The 23,650-nt window shown below is 68.6% G+C and carries 20 protein-coding genes; 17 read left to right on the forward strand and 3 right to left on the reverse strand.

Going from position 1 to position 23,650, the window contains the following annotated elements:
• Positions 1–357: 357 nt before the first annotated feature.
• Genes ON30_RS41910 through ON30_RS33440 form a run of 13 tightly spaced genes read left to right on the forward strand, consistent with a single transcriptional unit; the run spans position 358 to position 17,469 of the window.
• Positions 358–693, forward strand: coding sequence for a 4Fe-4S dicluster domain-containing protein (locus ON30_RS41910; RefSeq protein ID WP_040714271.1), 336 nt, complete (start codon positions 358–360; stop codon positions 691–693).
• On the forward strand, positions 690–2,576 hold the full coding sequence (locus ON30_RS33385; RefSeq protein ID WP_040714272.1) for a hypothetical protein: 1,887 nt from the start codon (positions 690–692) through the stop codon (positions 2,574–2,576). Before ON30_RS41910 ends, ON30_RS33385 begins: the two co-directional genes overlap by 4 nt.
• 18 nt (positions 2,577–2,594) lie before the next feature.
• A complete protein-coding gene (locus ON30_RS33390; RefSeq protein WP_051030352.1) occupies positions 2,595–3,806 on the forward strand; it encodes a 3-deoxy-7-phosphoheptulonate synthase in 1,212 nt (403 codons plus the stop codon).
• A 45-nt stretch (positions 3,807–3,851) separates the two neighbouring features.
• Positions 3,852–5,201, forward strand: coding sequence for a salicylate synthase (locus ON30_RS33395; protein ID WP_040714273.1), 1,350 nt, complete (start codon positions 3,852–3,854; stop codon positions 5,199–5,201).
• A gap of 44 nt (positions 5,202–5,245) precedes the next feature.
• Positions 5,246–6,847, forward strand: a complete 1,602-nt coding sequence (locus ON30_RS33400; protein ID WP_040714274.1) for a (2,3-dihydroxybenzoyl)adenylate synthase — start codon at positions 5,246–5,248, stop codon at positions 6,845–6,847.
• A gap of 34 nt (positions 6,848–6,881) precedes the next feature.
• A complete protein-coding gene (locus ON30_RS33405) occupies positions 6,882–7,166 on the forward strand; it encodes a phosphopantetheine-binding protein (RefSeq protein WP_054816782.1) in 285 nt (94 codons plus the stop codon).
• Complete coding sequence (locus ON30_RS33410; RefSeq protein WP_051030354.1) at positions 7,163–8,479, forward strand: NAD(P)/FAD-dependent oxidoreductase; 1,317 nt, start codon at positions 7,163–7,165, stop codon at positions 8,477–8,479. The genes ON30_RS33405 and ON30_RS33410 overlap by 4 nt, the downstream gene beginning before the upstream one ends.
• A gap of 19 nt (positions 8,480–8,498) precedes the next feature.
• Positions 8,499–9,893, forward strand: a complete 1,395-nt coding sequence (locus ON30_RS33415; RefSeq protein ID WP_082393586.1) for a cation:proton antiporter domain-containing protein — start codon at positions 8,499–8,501, stop codon at positions 9,891–9,893.
• 11 nt (positions 9,894–9,904) lie between these two features.
• On the forward strand, positions 9,905–12,109 hold the full coding sequence (locus ON30_RS33420; protein WP_204249188.1) for a penicillin acylase family protein: 2,205 nt from the start codon (positions 9,905–9,907) through the stop codon (positions 12,107–12,109).
• A complete protein-coding gene (gene purB / locus ON30_RS33425) occupies positions 12,106–13,407 on the forward strand; it encodes an adenylosuccinate lyase (protein ID WP_239476923.1) in 1,302 nt (433 codons plus the stop codon). The genes ON30_RS33420 and purB overlap by 4 nt, the downstream gene beginning before the upstream one ends.
• Positions 13,404–14,018, forward strand: a complete 615-nt coding sequence (locus ON30_RS33430; RefSeq protein ID WP_040714277.1) for a GNAT family N-acetyltransferase — start codon at positions 13,404–13,406, stop codon at positions 14,016–14,018. The genes purB and ON30_RS33430 overlap by 4 nt, the downstream gene beginning before the upstream one ends.
• A complete protein-coding gene (locus tag ON30_RS33435; protein WP_239476925.1) occupies positions 14,015–15,991 on the forward strand; it encodes an FAD/NAD(P)-binding protein in 1,977 nt (658 codons plus the stop codon). The genes ON30_RS33430 and ON30_RS33435 overlap by 4 nt, the downstream gene beginning before the upstream one ends.
• Entirely contained in the window at positions 15,979–17,469 is a 1,491-nt protein-coding gene (locus ON30_RS33440; RefSeq protein WP_244892351.1) for a class-II fumarase/aspartase family protein, read from the forward strand. The genes ON30_RS33435 and ON30_RS33440 overlap by 13 nt, the downstream gene beginning before the upstream one ends.
• Positions 17,470–17,496: 27 nt before the next feature.
• Here ON30_RS33440 and ON30_RS33445 read toward each other — a convergent pair whose 3' ends face one another.
• Positions 17,497–18,093: a TetR/AcrR family transcriptional regulator gene (locus tag ON30_RS33445; protein WP_040714280.1), complete on the reverse strand. Its 597-nt coding sequence runs from the start codon at positions 18,091–18,093 to the stop codon at positions 17,497–17,499.
• Between the two features lie 102 nt (positions 18,094–18,195).
• Here ON30_RS33445 and ON30_RS36780 point away from each other — a divergent pair, with 102 nt between their 5' ends.
• Complete coding sequence (locus ON30_RS36780; protein ID WP_051030356.1) at positions 18,196–18,501, forward strand: hypothetical protein; 306 nt, start codon at positions 18,196–18,198, stop codon at positions 18,499–18,501.
• Between the two features lie 59 nt (positions 18,502–18,560).
• On the opposite strand, the gene ON30_RS33455 is transcribed toward ON30_RS36780, so the two are convergent.
• A complete protein-coding gene (locus ON30_RS33455) occupies positions 18,561–19,136 on the reverse strand; it encodes a TetR/AcrR family transcriptional regulator (protein ID WP_040714281.1) in 576 nt (191 codons plus the stop codon).
• A gap of 259 nt (positions 19,137–19,395) precedes the next feature.
• Between ON30_RS33455 and ON30_RS33460 the strand changes: the two genes are divergently transcribed.
• The 3 genes from ON30_RS33460 to ON30_RS36785 all read left to right on the forward strand — a co-directional run bounded on the left by ON30_RS33460 (position 19,396) and on the right by ON30_RS36785 (position 21,175).
• Entirely contained in the window at positions 19,396–19,947 is a 552-nt protein-coding gene (locus tag ON30_RS33460; RefSeq protein WP_040714282.1) for a hypothetical protein, read from the forward strand.
• Positions 19,948–19,986: 39 nt separating this feature from the next.
• Entirely contained in the window at positions 19,987–20,424 is a 438-nt protein-coding gene (locus ON30_RS33465) for a DUF2218 domain-containing protein (protein WP_082393587.1), read from the forward strand.
• A 484-nt stretch (positions 20,425–20,908) separates the two neighbouring features.
• Positions 20,909–21,175 (forward strand): SHOCT domain-containing protein, encoded by a 267-nt coding sequence (locus tag ON30_RS36785; RefSeq protein WP_306307402.1) that lies wholly within the window; start codon positions 20,909–20,911, stop codon positions 21,173–21,175.
• Between the two features lie 216 nt (positions 21,176–21,391).
• On the opposite strand, the gene ON30_RS33475 is transcribed toward ON30_RS36785, so the two are convergent.
• The gene (locus ON30_RS33475) at positions 21,392–23,545 is read right to left on the reverse strand and encodes a copper-translocating P-type ATPase (RefSeq protein ID WP_082393588.1); all 2,154 of its coding nucleotides are present in this window, start codon (positions 23,543–23,545) and stop codon (positions 21,392–21,394) included.
• Between the last annotated feature and the right edge of the window lie 105 nt (positions 23,546–23,650).

A 23,650-nucleotide genomic window follows, 5' to 3' on the forward strand; every position in this document is an offset into this window, starting at 1 on the left:
CGATCGCATTCCTTTCCCGAAGCGCACGGTTTCCCGCGAATGGTAGGCCGCTACCTTCCGATATCACCACCACCCGACCCGAACACCTGCACGGCCACGGTTCCGTTCAACTGTGAAATTCTCCGGTCGAACTGTTCAACTGCGACATTCTTCACTCGGACGGTACCGATCCCGCATCGACGTATTGTTCGGGAATGCTCGCCGGCGATTGCTTGACGGTGGCCCTCCGGTTGTCAGATTCTGTGATCACGGAGCTGTCGCCGCCGACGGCTTACGTCATATTCTCCGACGCATCGTCGATGACCGCTGAATGCGCCGCCCGAAATAGTTGAGAATCGCGCGCCAGGGAGACCGGAATTGTCCAATCCGCCGAAAGATTTTCCCGAATCCACTGCTCTTCGATCGGAACGAATCGAATCGAGGTCGAGGAATTCCGCGTGGAAGAAACCGCCACGGCGGATCGAGTCCGCGGAATGCATCACCTGCGACAGTTGCGTGCGTAGCTGTCCCGCCGAGTTCGGCGCGATATTCGACAGTGGTCTGCGGGTCGTGATCGTGCCCGAACTCTGCTCGGGCTGCCCGAAATGCGTCGCTGTCTGCCCGGTCGACTGCATCTACCTCGACGAGGACTACGAACAGACCGGCCAGGACATGTGGGACTTCGTCGCCGCGAGCAGCGGGACCGCGCGATGAGCGAGGACACCCACGACGGGCTGTCGCGACGCGAGGCGATGGCGCTGGCCCGCCGCAGTCGCCGCCCAAGCCGTCTGCAACGTCAAGCGGGCGTCACGCCGGTCCCCGACCGTGTCCTGGACCGTTCGGCGGGGTTCCCGACCTTGCTGGCGTCGGTGTGGAAGTCCGCCGCCGCGGCGGCCGATGTCGACGCCGCGGTATCGACGTTGTTGACTCTGGACCGTCGGGTTCCCGCCGACATCGGGCTGCGGGCGCTGCCGGCCGCGGAGCGGGCGGCGTTGCAGGTGACACGCGGACTGGGCTGGGACATCGCCGATCGACAGCGATCGGCACAGGCATCGGGGTTTCTCGGTGCGCTCGGGCTGACGACGACGGGTCGGGTCGTGGTCGGGGTTCCCGACGGCCCCGGCGTCGCCGAGCGCGACGACCTCGTCGACGGCGTGTTCCATCTGCGGTGGGCCGCCGCCGATGTCGAGGCATACCGAGACCTCGCCGAGCGCGCCGCGATCGAGGACCGCGAGTCGGTGAGTGAATGTCGAGCCTGGTTGGCGGCCGCAGGCTCGCACGGCCGCGAGCAACTGCTCGACGAACTCATCGACGCCGCCCGCCGCACCGCGCCGTTCGTGCTGTACCGAGAAGATCAGCTTTACACCAATTTCCGTGAACGCAACAACCTCGCGGGCAAGACGCTGTTCGCCGGCCACCCCGACTGCGTGCTCAGCGCTCTTCGCGCGACCCCGCTTCCGGACTGGTCCGACGCCGAGGCGATGGTGGTGGTCTGCCTGAGCCTGCTGATCGGATCCGGTGGCTACGCACGGATCGAGGAAGTCAACGGAACCCAGATCGACGCGGGCAACCTCGCGGAGCTGCTCGACCGGACCCGCCGCAGCTACAACGCGGTGCCCGGCGCCACCCCGATCCCGGCGGTGACGGCCCCGCGGATCGCAGCATTGCACACCTTGGCACAGCAATTGCGCACCCGCCGTGGCGAACTGACCGGATCGGTGCAGCTCTACCGCGAGATCTACGGGCCCTTGATGCACAAGATCGAACGCGTGGCCGCCGCGCCCACCACACGCACCCGAGACCTCGAAGCGGCGCTGTGCTCACGCCTGCGCGAATGTCTGCCTCTCGAGGGCGAGACGTTCATCGAACTCGGTCACAGCCTCGCCGCCGCCCCGCAGTGGCTGATCCAGCCGCACGGTGATTTCGGCACCGGACTGGAATCGTTGATCTACGAAACCGTCGCCGCGGCCCGCGAGGGTTTCGCGGTCGACTTCGCCATGAGCCGCGGACTGCGCGGACTGAGCGCTCTGATCGAGGCCATGCGGGTCCAGGACTGGCCCACGATCGTCGGGTGGGAGCTGCCGGAGTACTTCTGCTGTGTCGTGCCCGACCCCCGCGCGCGCCGCTTCTTCGGCGACGACTCCGCGGCGTTGGCCGACATCGCCTGGTCGATGTCGGCGCGCATGCAGTACAACTCCTGGCACTTCCTGGCCGGCAACCTACCCAAGACCGACGAAGTGCTCGCGCGCGACTACTTCGTCGCGCCGGGCGTCCCCGACATCGCCTACTACTCCGACCAACACCACCACGGCCACGTCGCCGCGCGGGTGCGTTTCAGCATCCGCAGCCCCCAACCGGTCACGATCGACGGGCACCGTTTCGGCGGATTCGTCGACCTGCGACTGCTGCGCTGTGAAAGCGACCCCTTCACCGAACCCGAACTGCTGGCAGCGCACCGCACCTCGGGATTCATCGCCGCCGCCACCGGCCACGCCGCGAGTCTGTCGGCGCGCCGGCAGATTCGGGTCGCCGCCTTCGATCCGGCCTGGCACTGGGCCACGATCGCCACCCCCGCCGTCGCCTCCTTCCCCCGCTAGTCCGAGCAAAGGAACCTCATGCTGCGCCGACTCTCCGATCACGTCGAGGTCAGCACCGCCACGGGCCCGGCGGCCGCACGTCTGGCCGGGCTGGCGAATCTGCCCGCCGAACACCAGCCGCCCTGGGACCCTCGCAGCGATATCGGTGCGGTGCGAACCGATCTCGCGCAACTGCCGCCCCTGGTTCGGCCCGCCGGGATCGACGCGCTGTGCGGGGAGCTGGCTCGCGCCCAAGCCGGGCACGCGCATGTGCTGCACATCGGGGAATGCGCCGAGACCTTCGACATGGCCGGTACCGGACATATCGCACGACGCTGGGAACTGTATCGCAGTCTGGCCGATCGCCTCGCCGAACGAACCGGCCGCGAGGTGGTACTCGTGACGAGAATGGCGGGACAATACGCCAAACCGCGCAGTCAGGCAGTCGAAGCGGCCGACGACGGCACCCAGATGCTGACCTACCGCGGCGACGCCGTCAACGACCGCGACCCCGACGCGATAGCGCGACGACCCGATCCCCATCGCCTGCTGTCGGCCTATCGCCACTCCCTGGACACCCTCGCCGACCTCGAGGCACTCACCGCCGAGGGTGACCGGACGGCGTTCGTCTCCCACGAGGCGCTGCTACGCGACTACGAAGCGCCGTTGACCCAGTGCGGGGCCACGGCCTACGCCGGTACCGGGCATCTGGTGTGGATCGGGGATCGGACACGGCGACTGTGGAATTGGCACATCCAGTGGGCCGCCTCGATCACGAACCCGGTCGCGGTGAAGATCGGTCCCACCGCCACCGGATACGACGTATTCGATCTGGCCCGCGCGCTGGACCCCCGCCACCAGCCGGGGCGGCTGAGCCTGATCACCCGGTTGGGCGCCGACACGATCGCGGCACGGCTCGATCCGCTGCTGCGTATCGTCACCGAGTCCCGCGCCCCGGTGTTGTGGCAGTGCGATCCCATGCACGCCAACACCCGCGTCATCGGGGGCCGTAAAACCCGTCTGCTGCCGGATCTGCGCGCCGAGATCACCGGATTCGCGCACACGCTGCGCGCCGCGGGCGCCCACCCCGCGGGCCTGCACCTCGAGGTCAGCCCCGACGACGTCGCCGAATGCCACGAGACCCCGGAATCGAGCAGTGCGTCCAGTCCCGCGCCGCCGTGCGACCCCCGGCTCAATCCCGCCCAGGCCGCACAGATCATCGACCACTTCGCCGAGGCCGTCACCGCCTGACACCCGGCGACAAGGACTCCCCGTCTGCGACAAGGACTCTCCGATATGACGAGCACACCCGCGCGCCCCTACCTCGAACGACACTTCACCCTGGCAGTCGATCCGCTCACCGCCGTGACGAGTCTGGCCGCCGCCGGCTTGCATCGCGAGCACATCGTCTACGAACGGCCCCACCAGTGGTGCTACGCAGGCGGCGCCCGCGCCGAGATACACCTGGACCGATCCGGCGCCCACCTGACCAGCGGCACCACCCGGGTGCATTTGGAGTGGGACGGGCGGCCCCTCGACGCGGTCCGTGCTCTGCTGGCCCGGATAGAGGTGGCGGGGTGGCGCGCTTACGGGTGGGCGGCGTTCGAGCTCGCCTACGCCAAGGACGGCGACCTCTCGTCGATCCAGGACCAGCGCCTGCTGCACCTGGTCGTGCCGCACACCGAGGTCCGCATCGATGAGCGCGGTGTGCTGGTGCGCAGCGCCGACGAAGCGGGCGTGGAGGCGGTGGCCGCGTGCTTGAGCGCCGCGAGCGAACCGGTCGCCGCCCCCACCCGCCCGCTCGATGTCCGTGCCGACGGAGCCCACTACCGTCGGGCCGTCGCCGAGGCCGTGGCCGCGATCGGCGCCGAGGAATTGCAGAAGGTGATCCTCTCGCGCACCTTCGAGGTGGACGGCGACATCGACTTCGTCGCGACCTATCACCGCGGACGCCGCGGCAACACTCCGGCCCGCTCGTTTCTGCTGTGCCTGGGAGGAATCGAGGCGGCGGGATTCAGCCCGGAGGTCGTCGTGGCGGTGGACGCGAAGGGCAGAGTCATCAGCCAACCCCTGGCCGGTACTCGCGCCTTGACCGAGGATCCCGCCCGCAACCGGCGTCTGCGCGCTGAGTTGTTGTCCAATCCGAAGGAGATCTACGAACACGCCATCTCGGTGAAGATCGCCCACGACGAACTGCGCGACGTCTGCGACCACGACACGTTGACCGTCGAGGAATTCATGGCCGTGCGCGAACGCGGCACCGTCCAACACCTGGCCTCCCGGGTAGCCGGGCATCTGGCTCCCGGACGCCACGCCTGGGACGCCTTCGCCGCGGTATTCCCCGCGGTCACCGCCTCCGGTGTCCCCAAGCCCGCCGCCTACGCCGGTATCCGCGCCCACGAGTCGCATCCGCGGGGACTCTACAGCGGTGCGATCCTCACCGTCGACGACGACGGCGGCATGGACGCGGCCCTGGTCCTGCGCGCGGTCTATCGACGCGGCGGTCGGACCTGGCTCCAGGCCGGCGCCGGCATCGTGGGCGAGTCCCGGCCCGAGCGCGAGTTCGAGGAAACCTGCGAAAAGCTCGACAGCGTCGCCCGTTTCCTGGTCCCCGCCGCCGCCCCGGTCCCCGCCACCGCCGGCTGAGCGCCGACCACACCCGCCCACCGATCGAACGGAGCAAACCTCTCATGCTCGACGGCTGCACCCCTTGGCCCGCCGACGTCGCGACCCGCTACCGCGACCACGGCCACTGGAGCGGTGAGACCTTGGCCGATCTTCCCGGCGACTGGGCGCGACGCCATCGTGAGCGCACCGCGCTGGTCCACGGCGATCACCGAATCTCCTACACCGAAATGGATCTGCTCGTTCGCCGCCGCGCGGCGGGCCTGCGAGCACACGGGCTCGTCGCGGGGGATCGGGTGGTGCTCCAGCTACCGAACATCCCCGAATTCGTGATCACCTTCTTCGCCCTGATCAGCATCGACGTCAAACCGGTCTTCGCGCTGGCGGCGCATCGGGCCACCGAGATCCGCCATCTGCTCGCGATGACCGACGCGGTCGCCTACATCGTGGCCGACCACAGCCACGGATTCGACTACACCCACCTGGCTGCCACGATGGCCGCCGAACACCCCGGCCTGCGCCTGTTCGTCCACGGCGAGGACATCCCCGACGGCGCTGTCGAACTGGCACGCCTCGAGGCCGAACCGGCGGCGAGCCCGGCGCTCGACCCCGGCGATGTCGCGTTCTTCCTGCTGTCGGGAGGCACCACCGCCCTGCCGAAACTGATCCCCCGCACCCACCACGACTACGCCTACCAGACCCGGGCCGCGGCCGCGGTGACCGGGCTGAGCAGAACCGATGTCTATCTCACGGCACTGCCGGTGGCGTTCAACTTCACCTGGGGCTGCCCGGGAGTCCTGGGCACGCTCCGAGTCGGCGGCACGGTGGTGTTCGCGCAGGATCCGGTCCCCGCCGACTGCTTCGAACTCATCGAAGCCGAACACGTCACCGTCACCGCCCTGGTCCCGGCCGTGGCCAAGATGTGGCTGGACACCGTCACCGACGACACCTCGGACCTGAGCAGTCTGCGCACGATCCAGATCGGCGGAGCGCCGCTGCACCACGACCTCGCCGCCGCCGTCGGCCCCGCGTTCGGAGCGCGACTCCAACAAGTATTCGGCATGGCCGAGGGCCTGATCACCATGACCCGCGACACCGACCCCGACGACATCGTCGTGGGTACCCAAGGGCGCGCGCTCTCCCCCGACGACGAGATCCGCATCGTCGACGACAACGGAGCCGACCTCGACCCGGGAATGACCGGGGAACTGTGGACCCGAGGCCCCTACACTCTGCGCGGCTACTACCGCGCCGCCGAGCACAACGCCACCGCGTTCACCGCCGACGGCTTCTACCGCACCGGAGACCTCGCACGCCTCACCTTCACCCGAGAGCTGATCGTGCAGGGCCGCCGCAAGGACGTGATCATACGCGGCGGCAACAAGGTCTCGGCCGCCGAGATCGAGGGCTATCTTCTCGACCATCCCCTCGTCGACCAGGTCGCGGTGATACCGATCCCCGACCCCTATGTGGGAGAACGCATCTGCGCCTACATCCGAGCCACCGACACCGCACCCACGCTGTCACAGCTGCGGAAAGCGTTGCAGGAGCGCGGTATCGCCGACTACAAACTGCCTGATCGCCTCGAGGTGGTCACCGAACTGCCTCTGACCGGTCTGGGCAAGGTCGACAAGAAGGCATTGATCGCCGCGGCCGCATCCTCTTGAAATCCCGCCCTCTTCGAGCAGATCCGAGAAAACCATGTCGCTACGTCCACCCGGCCGACCACCCACCCTCGACGAAGTGCGCGCCACCCTCGCCGCCGTCCTGCAACGCGAACCCGAGCAGATTCCCGAGAACGCCGATCTGCTCGATCTCGGTCTGGATTCGCTGGGGATGCTGCGGGTGATCAATCTGTGGCGCCGTGCCGGGATCCGCATGGCGCTCGAGGATTTCACCGCCGAACCCACCCTGGCCGCGTGGGCCCGCCATACCCGCACATCCACCGACGGTCCCGCACACGAACTCGAAACGAGGACACCATGACACCGCACGAGATCCTGCGCAGCGAATACGATGCCATCGTCATCGGCGGCGGCCCCGCCGGGGCCGCTTACGCGATCACCATGTCGCAGGGCGGGCGCTCGGTTCTGCTGCTGGAGAAGGACCGTTTCCCGCGCTTCCACATCGGTGAATCGCTGCTGCCCTACACCGCCGACATGCTGGAGCTGCTCGGTGTGCTGGATCGGATGTCCGGCCACGGATTCCCGGTCAAGCGCGGCTTGGATCTGATCCTGCCCGAGGGCAACCGCTTGGTCGATCTCGAGGTCACCGGCGCCGACGGCTACCGGACCTGGACCTATCAGGTCGAGCGCGCCCGATTCGATCAGATCCTGCTCGACGCCGCCGCCGAATCGCCCGGCGTCACCGTCCTGCAAGAGACCCCGGTCAAGGAACTGCTGTTCACCGGCGAACGCATCAGCGGCGTCCGATTCGAACACGACGGCGTCACCGAGACCGCCACCGCGCGCTTCGTCGTCGACGCCAGCGGCCGCGCGGGGGTCATCCCCCGACAGTTGGGCCTGCGCTCCACCGACAACACCCTCAAGATGGCCGCGGTGTTCAAGCACTTCGAAGGGCTCGACGAACGCTACAACCCGACCCGTGAGGGCGACACCCAGATCGGTGTGCACGCCGAGGGCTGGATGTGGGCGATCCCGATCCGAGACGACATCATCAGCGTCGGGGCGATGACACCTGTGTCACTCCTTCGCGCCTCCACCGCCGAGGAGATCTTCGACCGCAGTCTGGCGCGTCTGCCCCGCATCGGCGAACGTCTCACGGGAACCAGTGTGTGGCACGACATTCGCGGCGAACGCAATTTCGAATACCACTCCGATACCGTGTCGGGACCGGGGTTCTTCGTCGTGGGCGACTCGGGCTGCTTCACCGACCCGGTGTTCTCCGCCGGTGTCTATCTCGCGCTGGCCACCGGCCGCGCAGCCGCCAAACAGACCCGCCGGATACTCGAGAACGAGGCCGGTGAAGCCGAGGCCCAGCGCCGCTACGCGAACTTCTTCAAGACCGGGTACGAGACCTACTACCGGCTCATCCGCGCCGTGTACGACACCCGCGTCGGCACCATGGGCACCTACATCCGGACCTTGTTGACCGCCGAAGGACTCGAGGAGAAGGACCGGGTCCTGACCCTGAACGGTGACTTCTGGACCGACTCGAACCGGCTGGTGAAACGACTGCGCGAACACTCCGAGTATTCGCTGTTCGCGCCGTTCGAACTCGAACTCGGGTGCCCGGTCTACGGAGTGGACGGCCCCCCGCTGCGCCTGCCCGTCGCGTGAACACGAACCGAGGTCACCGATGAGACGAGTGGTCCTGGCCTATCTTCTGGTAGTGGCACTGCCCGTCGCCGCGGCCGCGGCAGCGCTGCTGCTGGTGCCGATCGGCCATGCCGTGCTGGGCGCCGGCACGGCCACAGGGAGCAGGCCGGCTTCGCTGTTGCCGCATCTGCTGCTCGCGGTCGTCGTCGTCGTCGGAGCGGCCGCGCTCGGTGGCGCGGTCGCCGAAAAACTCGGACAGCCCAGAGTTTTCGGTGAACTGATCACCGGCCTGTTGATGGGGCCGACCGCGCTCGGGGCGCTGGCTCCGCAGGCGCAGGGGTGGCTGTTCCCGTCGATGGTATTGACCCACCTGGACTCCATGGCCCAACTCGGTGTCGCCTTGTTCATGTTCCTGGTCGGGCTCGAGGTCTCGCTCAACGATCTGCGTCGCGCGGGTGCGACCAGCATGGCCATCGGGCATTCGGCCATCGCACTACCGTTCTTCGGCGGGGTGGTCCTGTCCTGGTGGTTGTACACGCGCTATCGGCCCGATCAACCGGGCACGACCGCGTTCGCGCTGTTCATCGGATTGTGCTTCGCGGTCACCGCATTCCCGGTGCTGGCAAGAATCCTCGACGAGCAGAACCTGATGAGGACGCGGCTGGGCAGTATCGGCATGGGCGCGGCGGGGATATGCGATCTCACCGCGTGGTCGCTGCTGGCGGTCGTGGTCACCATCGCACACCAGAGTTCGGTGCTGCCGGCGGTGCGGTCGGTGGTGTTGGCGGTCGTGTTCACCGTGGCCATGCTCACCCTCGTGCGCGCCCTGTTGGCGCGGCTGCTGGCACGCATCGAGCGATCCGAGCAACCCCCGGTCGCGATATACGCGGGATTGGTGTGTTTCGTGCTGGCCGCCGCGCTGGCCACCGAAGCGATCGGTGTGCACGCCATCTTCGGCGCCTTCCTCGCCGGAATCGTGATGCCGCGCGATTCGGCGTTGGTGACCGGTCTGGCCACCAAGCTGCACGGTGTCACGATGTGGGTGCTGCTGCCGCTGTTCTTCGTCGTGGTCGGTGTCCGCACCGATCTGGGGCTTGCCGTGGGCACCTCCACGATCCTGGCCACGGCGGTGATCATCACCGTCGCCGTGGCCACCAAGGTGATCGGCGCCGCCGGTGCGGCCCTGGTGGTCGGTGAACAGCGTCGTGACGCGCTCGCGCTGGGAATCATGATGAACTGCCGGGGCTTGACCGAGCTCATCGTGCTCAACCTCGGCCGGCAACTGGGCATCCTCAATTCCACCCTGTTCGCGATATTCGTCGTCATGGCTGTGGTCACCACGGGTCTGACCGGTCCGCTGCTGCGCGCGGTGACCCGCAGCCACAGCGCCCCGAAACCACTCTCCCCGTCCGCCACAGCCGATCTCTCGCAGTGAACGGAGCGCTCGTGTCGACAACGGTTCACCCTGTGCACGGACTCGACGAGCCCGTGGAGATCCTCATCGACACCTGGGGGATCGCCCACATCTACGCGGCATCGACCGAGGACGTGTTCTTCGCCCAGGGCTACAACGCCGCCCGCGAACGCCTGTTCCAGCTCGACCTGTGGCGCCGCCGCGGTCTGGGACTGATGGCCGAAGCGTTCGGTCCCACCTACATCGACCACGACCGCGCGGCCCGCCTGCTGGCCTACCGCGGTGACCTCGACACCGAATGGGACGCCTACGGCGACACCACCCGCACCGCGGTCACCCGGTTCGTGGCCGGGATCAACGCCTACATCGACCGACTCGACACCCATCCCGAGGACCTGCCCCCGGAATTCGCGCTCACCGGCCATCGGCCCGCGCGGTGGGCACCCGAGGACGTGGTACGCCCACGCGCCCACGCCCCGGTGTTCAACCTGATGTCCCAGGTCCACCGCGCCAGGGTCGCCGCGGTCGCCGACCTGGACGCCGACACCCTGCGCCAAGGGCTGGCCCGCGAGCACCGCGCCGGTATGCCCGAGGGCATCGACCCGGATCTACCCGCGCAGGTACTCGCCCCGTATCTGCTGGCCACCGGCCGAACGTCGGTGCCGGTACCGAAAGACGTGGTGGAGGGCAGCAACTGCTGGGCAGTGGCCGCGGACAGGACCGCCACCGGCCGACCTGTCCTGGCCGGGGATCCCCATCGCGGCTACGCCACCCCCTCCCTGCGCTACATCGTGCACCTGTGCGCGCCGGGCCTGGACGTCATCGGCGCGGGTGAACCCCACACCCCCGGTATCGCGTTGGGCCACAACGGCACCGCCGCCTTCGGGTTCACGGTGTGCCCGATCGACACCGAGGATCTCGTGGTGTGCGATCTGGGCACCGAACACCTGGACACGGTCACCGAAACCATCCCCGTGCGCGGCGGCGACCCGGCGCAGGTCGAATTGCAGTTCACCAGGCACGGTCCGGTTCTGCACGTCGACCACCACCACGGCAACGCCTATGTGTTGCGCTCCACCTGGTTCCAGCCCGGCACCGCCCCCTACCTGGGCAGTCTGGAGTCCATGACGGCCACGACGTGGCCGCGGTTCGACGCCGCGCTCCAACACTGGCGGGCACCGGGAGAGAACCACGTCTACGCCGACATCCACGGCACGATCGCCTCCCGCAGCGCGGGACTGGTACCCCGCCGCGTCGGCTACGACGGCTTGCTGCCCGTGCCCGCCGATCCCCGCTACCGCTGGAACGGGTTCCTCGCCCCCGACGAGTTCGCCACCACGCTCGACCCACCCACCGGATTCATCGCCAGCGCCAACGAATTCAACGTCCCCGACGGCTACCCGCTACCGAGCTACGAATGGCCCGGCCCCGACCGCCACACCCGCATCGTCGAAGTCCTCGCCCAGCAGCGATCCCACACACTCACCGACAGCGCCACACTCCAGAACGATCTGCTGTCGGTCAGCGCCCGCAGCATCATTGAACTCCTGCGCGCGACACCGCCACCCGACAACGACACCCCCGCCGCCGCCGCCCGGGAACTGCTCGAGCCATGGGATGCGGTCGAAACCGCGGACTCCGCCGCCGCGGCCTTGTTCGAACTCTGGTCGACTCACCATCTGGGACCGGCGGTCCTGCGGGCGGCGACCTCACCGCAGGCCGCCGCGCTCATCGCCTACCCCGACCCGGGCGCTGTCCATCACTGGCTGCGCCACCCACCCACCACCGGCCACCGCGACCGACTGCTGCACACCACCCTCGCAACCGCGTTCGACGACCTCACCACCCGGCTGGGCCCGGACCCGCGCACCTGGAGTTGGGGGGCGCTGCACCGCAACACCCAACCCCACCTCCTCGGCCACCTCGAGCACGCCTTCGACGTCGGCTCGATACCGATCGGCGGCTCGAACACGACGGTCGCCTCCGGCGCTTACTGGCCGCAGGACTTCTCCCCGTTCCTGGGCGCCTCCTTCCGCATGATCATCGACGTCGGCGGATGGGACAACAGCCTGTGTGTCAACACACCCGGCCAATCCGGGGATCCCCGCAGCCCCCACTACCGCGACCTGCTCGACACCTGGGCGCGAGGCGGATACGTCCCCCTGCTCTACACCCGGCCCGCGGTCGAACGCCACACCACCCACCGCATCCGACTCGAGGCGAAGGCCCCCCAGTGACGATCACCCGCTTCTGCACACCCGAGATGGCACAGTTGTGGTCCGAGCAGAACCGCTACGACACCTGGACCCGGGTCGAGGTCCTGGTCACCGAAGCACAGTCGCGCCTGGGCACAGTGCCCGCCGCGGCACTGCACCACATCCGCTCGGCGCCACCGCCGAGCGCGGCGCGGGTCGCGCGATTGGAAGCAGAACGCGACCACGAGGTCCTGGCATTCCTGGCCGCCTACTGCGAAACGATCCCCGACGACGCCGCACGCTGGGTCCACCTCGGAATGACCAGCTACGACCTGGTCGACACCGCGCTGGGCGCGACACTGGCGACCGCGAGCGATCTGCTCCTGGACAGCGCGCGAGCACTGCTGCGCGTGCTGGTCGAGGGCGCGTTGCGGTACTGGGACACCGTCTGTATCGGGCGAACTCACGGCATCCACGCCGAACCGACGACCTTCGGACACAAACTCGCCGGATTCGGGTTCGCGATCGACCGCGGCATCGCCCGCCTTTCGACCGCGCGTCAGGCCGTGGCGGTCGGCACCATCTCCGGCGCGGTGGGCACCTACTCGCTCATCGACCCGTTCATCGAGCAGTACGTGTGCCGGGAACTGGGCCTGGGTGTCGAACCGGTCCCCACCCAGGTCGTTGCCCGCGACCGGCACGCCGAGCTGGTCTGCGCCGTCGCCACACTCGCGGCCTGCGTGGAAGCCATCGCCCTGGAACTGCGGCTGCTGCAACGCAGCGAGGTCGGCGAGGTGGCGGAACGACGCAAATCCGCCTACCAGGGCTCGAGCGCCATGCCACACAAACGCAACCCCACCGCCAGCGAACGGCTGTGCGGGCTGGCACGAGTGCTGCGCGGACACATCGGGCCCTTCCTGGAGAACGTCGCGCTCTGGCACGAACGCGACCTCGCCCACGCCGCTGTCGAACGCCTCGCGCTGCCCCAGGTCCTCGGTGTGGCCCACTACCAACTCACCCTGGCCACCGACGTCGTCGCGACCCTCGAGGTCTCACCCGATCGGATGCGCGCCAACATCGACCACACCGCCGGAACCGTGTACAGCTCCCTGGTCCTCGCGCGACTGCTCGCCGACGGCGTCGAACGCGAGCACGCCTACCGCCTGCTGCAAACCGCCGCCGCCACCACCGACGACGCCGGCAACGCACGCTTCGAAGAAGTCCTGGCCGACCAAGGGATCGAGGTCGACGGCCTGGACCCGCACCGATTCCTCACCCGCCACGACGTGGTCCTGCAACGACTGAAAACACTCGCCGACACAGGAGAAAACATCTCATGAGCACCGCCGACGCGAAAGACTGGTTCGCCCCGATCACCCTGACCGGCAGCCGTGTCCGGCTCGAACCGTTGACCAGCGCCCACACCGAAGCGCTGCTGGCCATCGCCGACGACGAGGTCTTCGAACACATGACCAGTCCACGACCCCGCACGATCGAGCAGGCCGCGCGCATGGTCGAGACCATGACCGCCCCCGACGTCCCCGGCGGGCGAGTGTGCCTGGCCCAGATCGACATCCGCGACAGCGCGGCCCCTCGGTTGGCCGGCACCACCTCCTACTACGAGATCAACCCCGCCACCGGATCGCTCGCCATCGGCTACACCTGGCTGGGCCGCGACTGGTGGCGCACCGGCATCAACGTCGAAGCGAAACTGCTGCTCATGCAGCACGCCTTCGACGAACTCGGCGCCGTGCGGGTGGTATGGCACACCGATATCCGCAACACCCGCGCCCAACAGGCCATCGCCGATCTCGGCGCCGAACGCGAAGGCGTACTGCGCAAACACAAGCGCCGCGCCGACCGCAGCTGGCGCGACACCGTCCAGTACGCCGTCATCAACGACGACTGGCCCACCGTGCGCGACACCCTCACCAAGCGACTGCACCGGTGACAGGAGCCGCACTGGTCACCGCGTCCAACGATGTCTCGGCGCGTGGGCGCCGTCCACGGTTGGCCATCATCGGGATGGGCCCGCGCGGGCTGACCGTCTTCGAACGCTTGTGCGCCAACCTGCGCCGCACCCCGGACGGCACCACGGTGGAGGTCGTGCTCGTCGACGCGGTCCGGATCGGCACCGGCGGTGTCTGGCGTGTCGATCAGCCCCGGCACTTGCTGATGAACACCGTCGCCTCCCAGATCAGTGTGTTCACCGACGAATCGGTGGACATGTGCGGCCCCGTCCAGCTCGGCCCGAGTCTCTACGACTGGGCCCGCTACATCCGCGACGGCGGCGAATCCGAACTCCCGCCGCGCCCGGTGCGAACCGAAGCCGCGCGCTTGACCCCCGATTCCTACCCGACCCGCGCGTTCTTCGGCCACTATCTGCTGTGGTCCTATCAGCACCTGCGACGGCTCTCACGCGGTTTTCTCGAGGTCACCGAAATCCAGCAGACCGTGGTGGACATCGTCGACGAGGACGGTGCCCAGCAGATCCGACTACGCGACGGGCGCCGCATCGGCGGCCTCGACGCGGTGCTCCTGTCCCAAGGGCATCTGCCCGCGACGCAGGACGAGCCGCCCCCGGAGCCCGAGTCCGGCGAGCACGGCCCCCGAACCCGACGCCTGGGTCCGGGCAACCCGGCCGATCTGCCCCTGGGCGAGGTCGCCGCCGGTGAAGCGGTGATCGTGCGCGGACTCGGGCTGTGCTTCTTCGATCACCTCGCGTTGCTGACCGAGGGCCGCGGCGGCAGGTTCGTCGAGGACGACGCCGGACTGCGATACACGCCCTCGGGACGGGAACCGCTCATCCTCGCCGGTTCCCGACGAGGTGTGCCCTACCAGGCGCGCGGAGAGAACCAGAAGGGTGTCAGCGCTCGGCACACACCGCTGCTGTTGACCCCTGCCCGGATCCTCGAGTTCCGCGAGCGCGCCCTGCGGCGCGGCGATCTGGAATTCCGGCGCGACATCTGGCCCCTGATCGCGACCGAGGTCGAGACCGTCTACTACACCCGCCTGCTGCACGAGCGCCTCGATGCCACGGCCCTGCACAGCTTCCGCGCCGAGTTCCTGCGCGCGCCGTGGAACAGCCCCGACACCATCGATCTGCTGAACCGGACCGCTGTCCCCGCCGAGTGGCGCTGGCACTGGGAACGGGTCATCGATCCGGCTCGCGGGCGGCGCTTCGCCGATCCGAACGCGTTCCAGCAGTGGCTGTTGCACCACTTGGACGACGACGTCCGAATGGCCCGACAGGGCAACCTCGACGGCCCGGTCAAAGCGGCCCTGGACGTGCTGCGCGACCTGCGCAACGAAGTCCGCCTCGTGGTCGACCACGCCGGGATCACCGGGTCCTCCTACCGCGAAGACCTCGACCGCTGGTACACCCCGATGAACGCCTTCCTGTCCATCGGGCCGCCCGCACACCGCATCGCCGAAATGGCGGCGCTGATCCGCGCCGGAATCCTCGTCCTGATCGGCCCCGGCCTCCGCGTCCGACGCGAGGACGACCGGTTCGTCGCCGACTCACCGACCGTCGGCGGCTCACGGGTCTCGGCGCGATGTCTGATCGAGGCCCGCCTGCCCGAACCCGATATCCGGCGCACCGACGATCCGCTCATGCGAAGCCTGTTGGGGCGCGGGGAATCCCGCTGCTACACCGTGCCCGACCCCACCGGCCGCGACTACCGCACCGGTGGTCTCGAGGTCACCACCGGCCACCGGGTGGTCGATCACTCGGGCCGCGCCCATCCACGGCGCTTCGCCCTCGGCGTGCCGACCGAGAAGGTCCGATGGGTCACCGCCGCCGGGCCACGCCCCGGAGTGAACTCGGTGACCTTCGCCGACGCCGACCACGTGGCCCGCTCGATGCTCGCCTCGGCCTCGGTTCCGCTGGAACCCGCCGCCTGCCTCGGATGCCCTACCTGACCGCTTTCACTCCCACCGACGATCGGGACACCTTCATGCGCGACACAGGACTGTTCACCCCGGTGCGAGCCGGGCAGATCATCACCTCTCACCTCGACGACGACGCCTGGGTCACCGCCATGCTCGACGCCGAAATCGCCCTCGCCCGCGCACAATCGCGAGTGGGCATGATCCCCGAAACCGCCGCCGCGGCCATCACCACGGTCGCCAGGCAACACCGTTTCGACGTCGCCGCGCTCGCGGTGGCCTCGCGTGGCGCGGCCAACCCGGTCGTCGCCCTCGTCGAGGAGCTCACCGCCGCGGTCGCCGCGACCGATCCCGAGCTCGCCAACTACGTCCACCGCGGGTCGACCAGCCAGGACATCCTCGACACCGCCACCATGCTGATCACCACCCGCGCCTGCCGCGCCGTTCTCACCGACCTCGACCACATAGCCGCCGCCTTGGCCTCGACGGCTCGCCGACACCGCGACACCCCCATGGCGGGCCGGACCCTGGGCATGCACGCCGTACCGACCACCTTCGGCGCCAAGACCGCCGCCTGGCTCAGCGCCGTCCTCGACGCCCGCGACCGCATCGCGCCACTGGCACACGGGGCACTGCCGGTCCAACTCGGCGGCGCGGCAGGCACGCTGGCCGCCTACCTGCAAAGCGCACGGTCCTCCATCCACGCAGGGGCCGACATCGACACGCGGCAACTGTGTGGCGCGTTGACCACCGAATTCGCCGCCGAGCTCTCCTTGACCGCGCCGGCCGTCCCCTGGCACACCAACCGCACCCCGATCGTGGACATCGTCGCCGCGCTGGTCGCCACCTGCGGCGCTCTGGGAAAGATCGCGATCGACGTCATGGACCTGTCCCGCACCGAGATCGCGGAGCTGAGCGAACCCGTCGCCGCCGGGCGCGGTGAGTCCTCGGCCATGCCCCAGAAACGCAATCCCACCCTCAGCACCCTCATCCGCTCCGCGGCGCTGCAAATACCGGCGCCCGCTTCGACACTGCACCTGTGCCTGCTCGCCGAACACGAACGCCCCGCGGGTGCCTGGCACTCGGAATGGCAGCCGCTGCGCGACTGCCTGCTGCTGGTCGGCGGCGCCGCCGCGACCGCGGTCGAACTCACCGGCGGCCTGATCGTCGACCCCGACCGCATGCGCGCCAACCTGGCCCTGACCAACGGCCAGATCGTCAGCGAGCGAACCACCGCCGTGCTGACACCACTGCTGGGCAAGAAACTCGCCAAGACCAGGTTGCAGGCCGCCGCGTTCGACGCCGCCGCCACCGCACGACCGCTGACCGCGATCCTGGCCGCCGACCCCGAGATCCGTCGACATCTGAGCATCGAGGACATCGAGTGTCTGCTCCGACCGCAGGACTATCTGGGCGCCGCCCCCACGATCGTGGACCTGGTACTCCAACGCCACGACCGCACCCTCGCCGCGCCCGGAATCGACCACGCCGCCACATCCACCACGCCCTGACCGCAGTCACGAACACCCGCCGGAGGCTCAGCTGCGGGGGTGCAACCCGTCCACGACGACCCGCACCAACCGATCGATAGCGGCGTCGCCGTCCAATGCATCCGCCGCGCTCAACGCATGCAGACAATAGGTCGCCAACTCACCGGCACCGACGTCCTCGCGCACCAGCCCGGCGTTCGCCGCATCCGCCACCAGGTCCCGGATCAACGCGTGCAACTGCTGCTGAGCCGCGTGCACCTGCGCATCGGCGCGATGCAGCAGGATCGCCAGCTCCGCGCCGTGCGGCTGATGTCGCTCGTGGCGGGCACGCTCACGGTGATGGCGACAGTAGGCCACGAACACCGCACACAGCCGATCCACGCCATCACCGGCCCGGTCACGGGTCGCGATCAGATGATCGAGGTAGTCGGTGATGTGGCGATGATGCCAAGCGGCCAGGACCATCTCCACATCGGCGAAGTACTTGTACAGCGTCGCACGCCCGATCCCGGCCCGCTCCGCGATCTCCGACATCGTCACCGACGCCGGACCGCGCTCGTTCACCAGCGTCCACGCGGCATCGAGGATCGCCTCGCGAACCCCACGCCTATGGGCCTCGACCGTCTCGTTCCACACCCTGGGCATACCCCCAGTATACGAACCGACCATGTGACAACGATATGTATTGACAGAGACAACTTGTATAGAAAAAGATGGCCGGGTACACCCCGACCACCAGGAGGCGACATGACCGACAAGCCCACACGACAAGCACCACCCACCCGCCGCGGCGCCATCCCCCGCTGGGTGGTGATCAGCGCCGTCGCGGTCGCGGTCCTCGTGATCGCCGTCGTGGTCATGATGCTCGCCGGCGGCGGACAACACGGTCCCGGTAGGCACACCCAGAACGGGGGCAGCCACACCAGCCACGTACCCCCCTCCGGAGGGCATCAGCCAGGCGCCGCGCCGCAGACCTCCGCGGCGGTCCCCGCGCCCTCGACCGATACCGCGACGACCGGCGCGCCGCCGACGCACTCGGGCGCGCACAACTGATCGGCAAGCCGTCACCGGCGTGTGTCGAACACGAGTACGCGGCGCCCGCGCCCCGCGCGCTACTCGGCGCCGGGGACTCGCAGGCCCGCGACGGTGACCGCGACCAGTCGGCGCACAGCGGCTTTGGAGCGCAACATGTTCGAGGCCGACAGCGCCGACACGCAGTACTGTGCCAGTTCCTCGGCCGGCACGTCCGCGCGGACGTGGCCCGCCGTCGCTGCTTCGGCGAGCAGATCCCGCAGCAGTGCCTGCACATGCCGTTGGGCGTGGACGGCGTGCGCGCCCTGGTGCAGCGCGGCCGCCACTTCGCCGCCGTGGTGGGTGTGGTCGATCATGGCGTAGGCGTCGAGCACCTTCTCCAAGCGTTGTCGGACACTCCCCGCACGCGACGCGATCGCGACCAACTGCTCGAGATGGTTACCGATGCGACGTTCGTGCCAGGCGGTGAGGATCGACTCGACATCCGGGAAGTACTTGTACAGCGTGGCCCGGCCGATACCGGTGGTCTCGGCGATCTGGGTCATGGTCACCGCGGCCAGACCGTGCTCGGCCACGAGCTCGGCCGTCGAATCCATCAGCGCGTCACGCACGGCCCGGCGATGCGCGCTGACGGTCTCGTTCCACAGTTTGGGCACCGTCGGATTATATCGAGTCCTCGTGGCGGATCTCGGCCGCAACGGCGACGAACCGACCGGGCGGTGACCACCGTTTCGCATCCCGACACACCGAACCGGACACAACGGGTTGTCGCGAAACACGCGCGCCCACCTGTGCGCGAGCAGCGCAGCCAAGGGGGCCGGACACGGGTGCCCACCCCCCACATTTTGCGATACACTCCGTATCAGTACCGACGCTTTGTATTTTTCAATCCTATGAACGAGAAAGCGATCCCCGATGTCCCTCGCACCGCGCTCGCGGCGTTTCGCCGTGTTGGTTCACATCGTGTCCTCGGTCGGATGGATGGGCGCGATCGCGCTCTACATCGCCCTGGCCGTCTCCGTGGTCGCCGACAACGATCCGATGGTGGTGCGGGGGGCGTTGACCTCGATGCGGATCGGTATCTGGTATGTCATCGTGCCGCTGGCCGCGCTGTCGCTGCTCACCGGTCTGGTCGTCAGCCTGGGAACCAGTTGGGGACTGGTGCGCCACTACTGGGTGATCTTCAAGCTGGTGCTCAACCTCGTCGCGGTCACGGTGCTGGTCCTCTACACCAACAGTATCGACTACTTCGCCGACCTGGCCTCCTCGATCTCCGCGTCCGAACCCGTGGGCGCACTGCGCAACCCGACCCATCTGGTGCACTCGATCGGCGGGTTGGTGATCCTGACCGCCGCGGCGGTGCTGTCGGTGTACAAACCCAAGGGCATGACCGGCTACGGTCAGCGCCGCGCACAACGCGTCTCGCAACGCGAACCCGCCGCCGATCCCGTCATCGCGGCGCGATGACGGGATCGGTCCCCCCGAATCGGTGAGGACGTCTCCGCAATGCCAGTGATCCGAGCGCGCATCGCCACCGACCGTCCGTCGCGCTATCTGACCCAGTTCTGCAAACACGCCGCCGCGATGGGCGAGCGCCGCGCGCGCGGCGCCCGGCCGCTGCGACGCCGCGACGAGCATCACGACGCCCCGCCCGAGCGCGCGCGCCCGCTCGGGGCCGAAGGGATACGTGTCGAATCGGTCTGGGCGCAGACCTCGGGGTCGGTCACCTTCGGTGAGCTGGGGCGCTGTGTCCTCGACACCGAAGATCAGGCTCTGATGGTACGCATCGAAGCCGCGGACGCGGCCGTGCTGTCGAGGATCCGCGAGATCGTCACCCGCGATTTCGATCGCTTCGGTCGTGGTCAACTCACCGTCGAATGGCTCCCCGCCGACGACACAGGCGCCGACACTACAGGCGCCGACACTCCCCTCCCCGACCCGTGAGCATTCCCTGAGAGACCCTCGCGACACCGTCCGGTGGCGGCTGGGTCGGCCGTGCTCGCCACCACGGTTCGACTTCGTGATCATCGTGCGCGGCGGTGCCCGATCTACCGCTCTACCAGCGCCACCGCGGCAACTGGGCAAGGACACCGCTGCGCGTGGAGAACACCTTCGCGATCGTGTCGCGTCGATACCGCGATCGGTAGAACCCTTCGGCGGACGAGGAAAGGTCCTCGGTCACCGCTGCGCACGACACTGTCCCATGACGAAACCCGGCGAGCCGGAGCACAGTCGAGACAGGTCGCACTGCCCGTGCGTCGGCACCGGTCTCGACACAACGATGCCGCCGTGCCCTGGCGAACGATCACCGTGACCGCACTCGGCAGAGATGGCGACGCCGATACCGGACGGGCCGGACGTGGAAAGGTAGGACTGCTCGATGATGTACTGGAGTGATACCGACATGAGTGGTTGGGGATATGCGCTCATGTCGGTCAATATGATCGTGTTCTGGGCGTTGCTCGTCGTCGGCGGCGTCGCGTTGTTCCGGTATGCGGGGCGAGCCCGCCCGGTGGACGACTACTCCGCCGGGCGTCCGACATCCGAGCAACTGCTCGCCGAACGGTTCGCCCGAGGCGAAATCGACCACCAGGAATACCGCGACCGCGTACGCACCCTGCGCGACCCGACCGGATCGACCAGTACTGTCCTCGGCAAGGACAGGCCCTCGGCCCCACCGGACCGGACACCGTGATCTCGTGCAGACCCATCGACCGCCACACGCATGCAACAGTCCGGACGCGCACGGGCGAGCGTCGTCGGAGCCATGAGTCTCCGCACGGCCCGACACAGCCGGTCATCACGATGCTCGGCACCGAGACGACCCCGAGTTCGACGAACACGCCGAGCGGAGCGCGGCGACCGGACACCGTGGTGGCTGCGCCGACACGCCCGGTCGACCGGAGGAATCTCAGCGCGAGACGACATTCAGGGCGGGTGCGATCGTGTCGGGGTGCAGGTCGAGTCGTCGTAGGAGTTGGGCGTTGAGGGCGACGACGACGGTGGAGGCCGACATCAGGAGTGCGCCTATTTCCATCGGGAGGGTGATGTTCCAGTGGGCGAGGATTCCGGCGGCCAGGGGGACGGCGATGATGTTGTATCCGGCTGCCCAGGTCAGGTTCTGGATCATCTTGCGGTAGGTGGCTTTCGACAGGGCGATGATCGACAGGACCGAGCGGGGGTCGTCGCTGGCGAGCACGACACCGGCGGAGGCGATCGCGACGTCGGTGCCCGCGCCGATCGCGATACCGACATCGGCGCGGGCCAGCGCGGGGGCGTCGTTGACGCCGTCACCCACCATCGCAACGGTGCGCCCGGCCTGTTGCAGGGCGTGGACCTTGCTGCCCTTGTCCTGGGGCAGGACACCGGCGAAGACTTCGTCGATGTTCAGGCTCGCGGCGACGGTGCGGGCGACGGGTTCGGCGTCGCCGGTGATCATCGCGACGTGTATCCCTCGCTCGTGCAGGGCCTGGACGGCTCGGGCGGATTCGAGGCGGATCTCGTCGGCCAGGGCAAGCGCGCCCAGGATCTGACCGTCGCGCACGACGTGCAGGACGGTGGAGCCCTGTTCGGCCCAGTGGTGGGTCTCGGGCAGGGCGGTGAGCTGGTGTTCGGCGAGCATGCCGGGGCCGCCGACAGAGACGGTGGCGCCGCCGACGACGGCGGTGACACCGATGCCGTTACGCGCGAGGAAATCCGACGCGGTCGGCACCGTCAGGTGACGGTCGGTGGCGGCGGCCACGATGGCGCGTCCGAGGGGGTGTTCGCTGTCGGCCTCCACAGCCGCGGCGAGCGCGACGACCTCGCCTGCGGTGCTGTGCGCGACCGCGGCGGCGTCGGTGAGTGCGGGTTCGCCGCGGGTGAGGGTGCCGGTCTTGTCGAACAGGACCGCGTCGACGGTGCGCATGGCTTCCAGGGCGCGGCGGTCGGTGATCAGTACCCCGGCTCGGGCGGCGCGTTCGGTGGCGATGGCGATCACCAGGGGGATGGCCAGCCCGAGGGCGTGGGGGCAGGCGATGACGAGCACGGTGATGGTGCGGCTGATCGCGGATTCGGGTTCGCCGAGCAGCAGCCACACCGTCGCGGTGATCGCGGCGCAGGCCGTGGCGAACCAGAACAGCAACGCGGCGGCGCGGTCGGCCAGCACCTGGGCGCGTGAGCTGGAGTTCTGGGCTTCGGCGACCAACCGCCGGATTCCGGCCAGGGCGGTGTCCTCGCCGACCGCGGTGACCCGCACCCGCAGAGCGGAATCGGTGGTGATGGTTCCGGCCACGACCCTGTCACCGGGTGCGCGCCGCACCGGTTTGGACTCTCCGGTGATCATGGACTCGTCGAGGTCGGCGGTGCCGGACTCCACGGTGCCGTCGGCCGGAACGCGCCCGCCCGGCCGCGCCACGACCAGATCCCCGGCCTGTAACTCGCTCACGGCCACGGTCGTGACCGCCCCGCCCTCGCCGAGGAGTTCGGCTTCATCGGGCAGCAGAGCGGCCAGCGATTCCAGGGCGCTGGAAGCCTGGCCGAGCGAACGCATCTCGATCCAGTGCCCGAGCAGCATGATCACGATCAGCAACGCCAGTTCCCACCAGAAGTCCAGGTCGTGGGCCAGGAGGTCGAGGGTGGCGCCCCACGAGGCGACGAAGGCGACCGTGATCGCGAGCGCGATCAGCAGCATCATGCCCGGTCGCCGGGCACGGATCTCGCGCAGCGCTCCGGTCAGGAACGGGCGCCCGCCCCAGAAGAACATGATCGTGCCGCCGAGAGGCGAAACCCAGGACAGGGTGTCGGGGACGCTGTAGCCGAGCAGGTCGGCGAACATCATCGAGGTCCCCACCACCGGCACCGCCAGCACCAGCATCACCCAGAACAGCCGCCGGAACATCCCCACGTCGTGACCGGCATGGCCGCCACCGTGGTCCCGGTGTCCGTGTTGTCTCTCGCGCGTGTCGTGGCTCGCGTGCCCAGCGTGTTCACCGTGCGCGGCGTGGATGTCCGGGGCGGTCTGCGTACCGGTGCCGGGCTGGGTGTGGTGGTCGTGGCCGCCTGCGGAGTTCTGATCGCTGGACATACCCGGACAATATACCCCATGGGGGTATATGTAAAGGTCCGGGTCGCGTGCCCGCTCAATCCGGCGCCGGATCGAATCGGGTGTATGGATACGGGGTGGGGGTAG

It is taken from the genome of Nocardia takedensis NBRC 100417 (assembly GCF_000308695.1).
GTDB lineage: Bacteria > Actinomycetota > Actinomycetes > Mycobacteriales > Mycobacteriaceae > Nocardia > Nocardia takedensis.

Excerpts from the sequence above, each read along its gene's own strand:
- ON30_RS33460 (WP_040714282.1), top strand. The coding sequence starts at position 19,396 with ATGTCCCTCGCACCGCGCTCGCGGCGTTTCGCCGTGTTGGTTCACATC.
- ON30_RS36780 (WP_051030356.1), top strand. The coding sequence starts at position 18,196 with ATGACCGACAAGCCCACACGACAAGCACCACCCACCCGCCGCGGCGCC.
- ON30_RS33440 (WP_244892351.1), top strand. The coding sequence starts at position 15,979 with ATGCCCTACCTGACCGCTTTCACTCCCACCGACGATCGGGACACCTTC.
- ON30_RS36785 (WP_306307402.1), top strand. The coding sequence starts at position 20,909 with ATGTCGGTCAATATGATCGTGTTCTGGGCGTTGCTCGTCGTCGGCGGC.
- ON30_RS33395 (WP_040714273.1), top strand. The coding sequence starts at position 3,852 with ATGACGAGCACACCCGCGCGCCCCTACCTCGAACGACACTTCACCCTG.
- ON30_RS33385 (WP_040714272.1), top strand. The coding sequence starts at position 690 with ATGAGCGAGGACACCCACGACGGGCTGTCGCGACGCGAGGCGATGGCG.
- ON30_RS33415 (WP_082393586.1), top strand. The coding sequence starts at position 8,499 with ATGAGACGAGTGGTCCTGGCCTATCTTCTGGTAGTGGCACTGCCCGTC.
- ON30_RS33410 (WP_051030354.1), top strand. The coding sequence starts at position 7,163 with ATGACACCGCACGAGATCCTGCGCAGCGAATACGATGCCATCGTCATC.
- ON30_RS33430 (WP_040714277.1), top strand. The coding sequence starts at position 13,404 with ATGAGCACCGCCGACGCGAAAGACTGGTTCGCCCCGATCACCCTGACC.
- ON30_RS33445 (WP_040714280.1), bottom strand. The coding sequence starts at position 18,093 with ATGCCCAGGGTGTGGAACGAGACGGTCGAGGCCCATAGGCGTGGGGTT.
- ON30_RS33465 (WP_082393587.1), top strand. The coding sequence starts at position 19,987 with ATGCCAGTGATCCGAGCGCGCATCGCCACCGACCGTCCGTCGCGCTAT.
- ON30_RS33390 (WP_051030352.1), top strand. The coding sequence starts at position 2,595 with ATGCTGCGCCGACTCTCCGATCACGTCGAGGTCAGCACCGCCACGGGC.
- ON30_RS33405 (WP_054816782.1), top strand. The coding sequence starts at position 6,882 with ATGTCGCTACGTCCACCCGGCCGACCACCCACCCTCGACGAAGTGCGC.
- ON30_RS33475 (WP_082393588.1), bottom strand. The coding sequence starts at position 23,545 with ATGTCCAGCGATCAGAACTCCGCAGGCGGCCACGACCACCACACCCAG.
- ON30_RS33400 (WP_040714274.1), top strand. The coding sequence starts at position 5,246 with ATGCTCGACGGCTGCACCCCTTGGCCCGCCGACGTCGCGACCCGCTAC.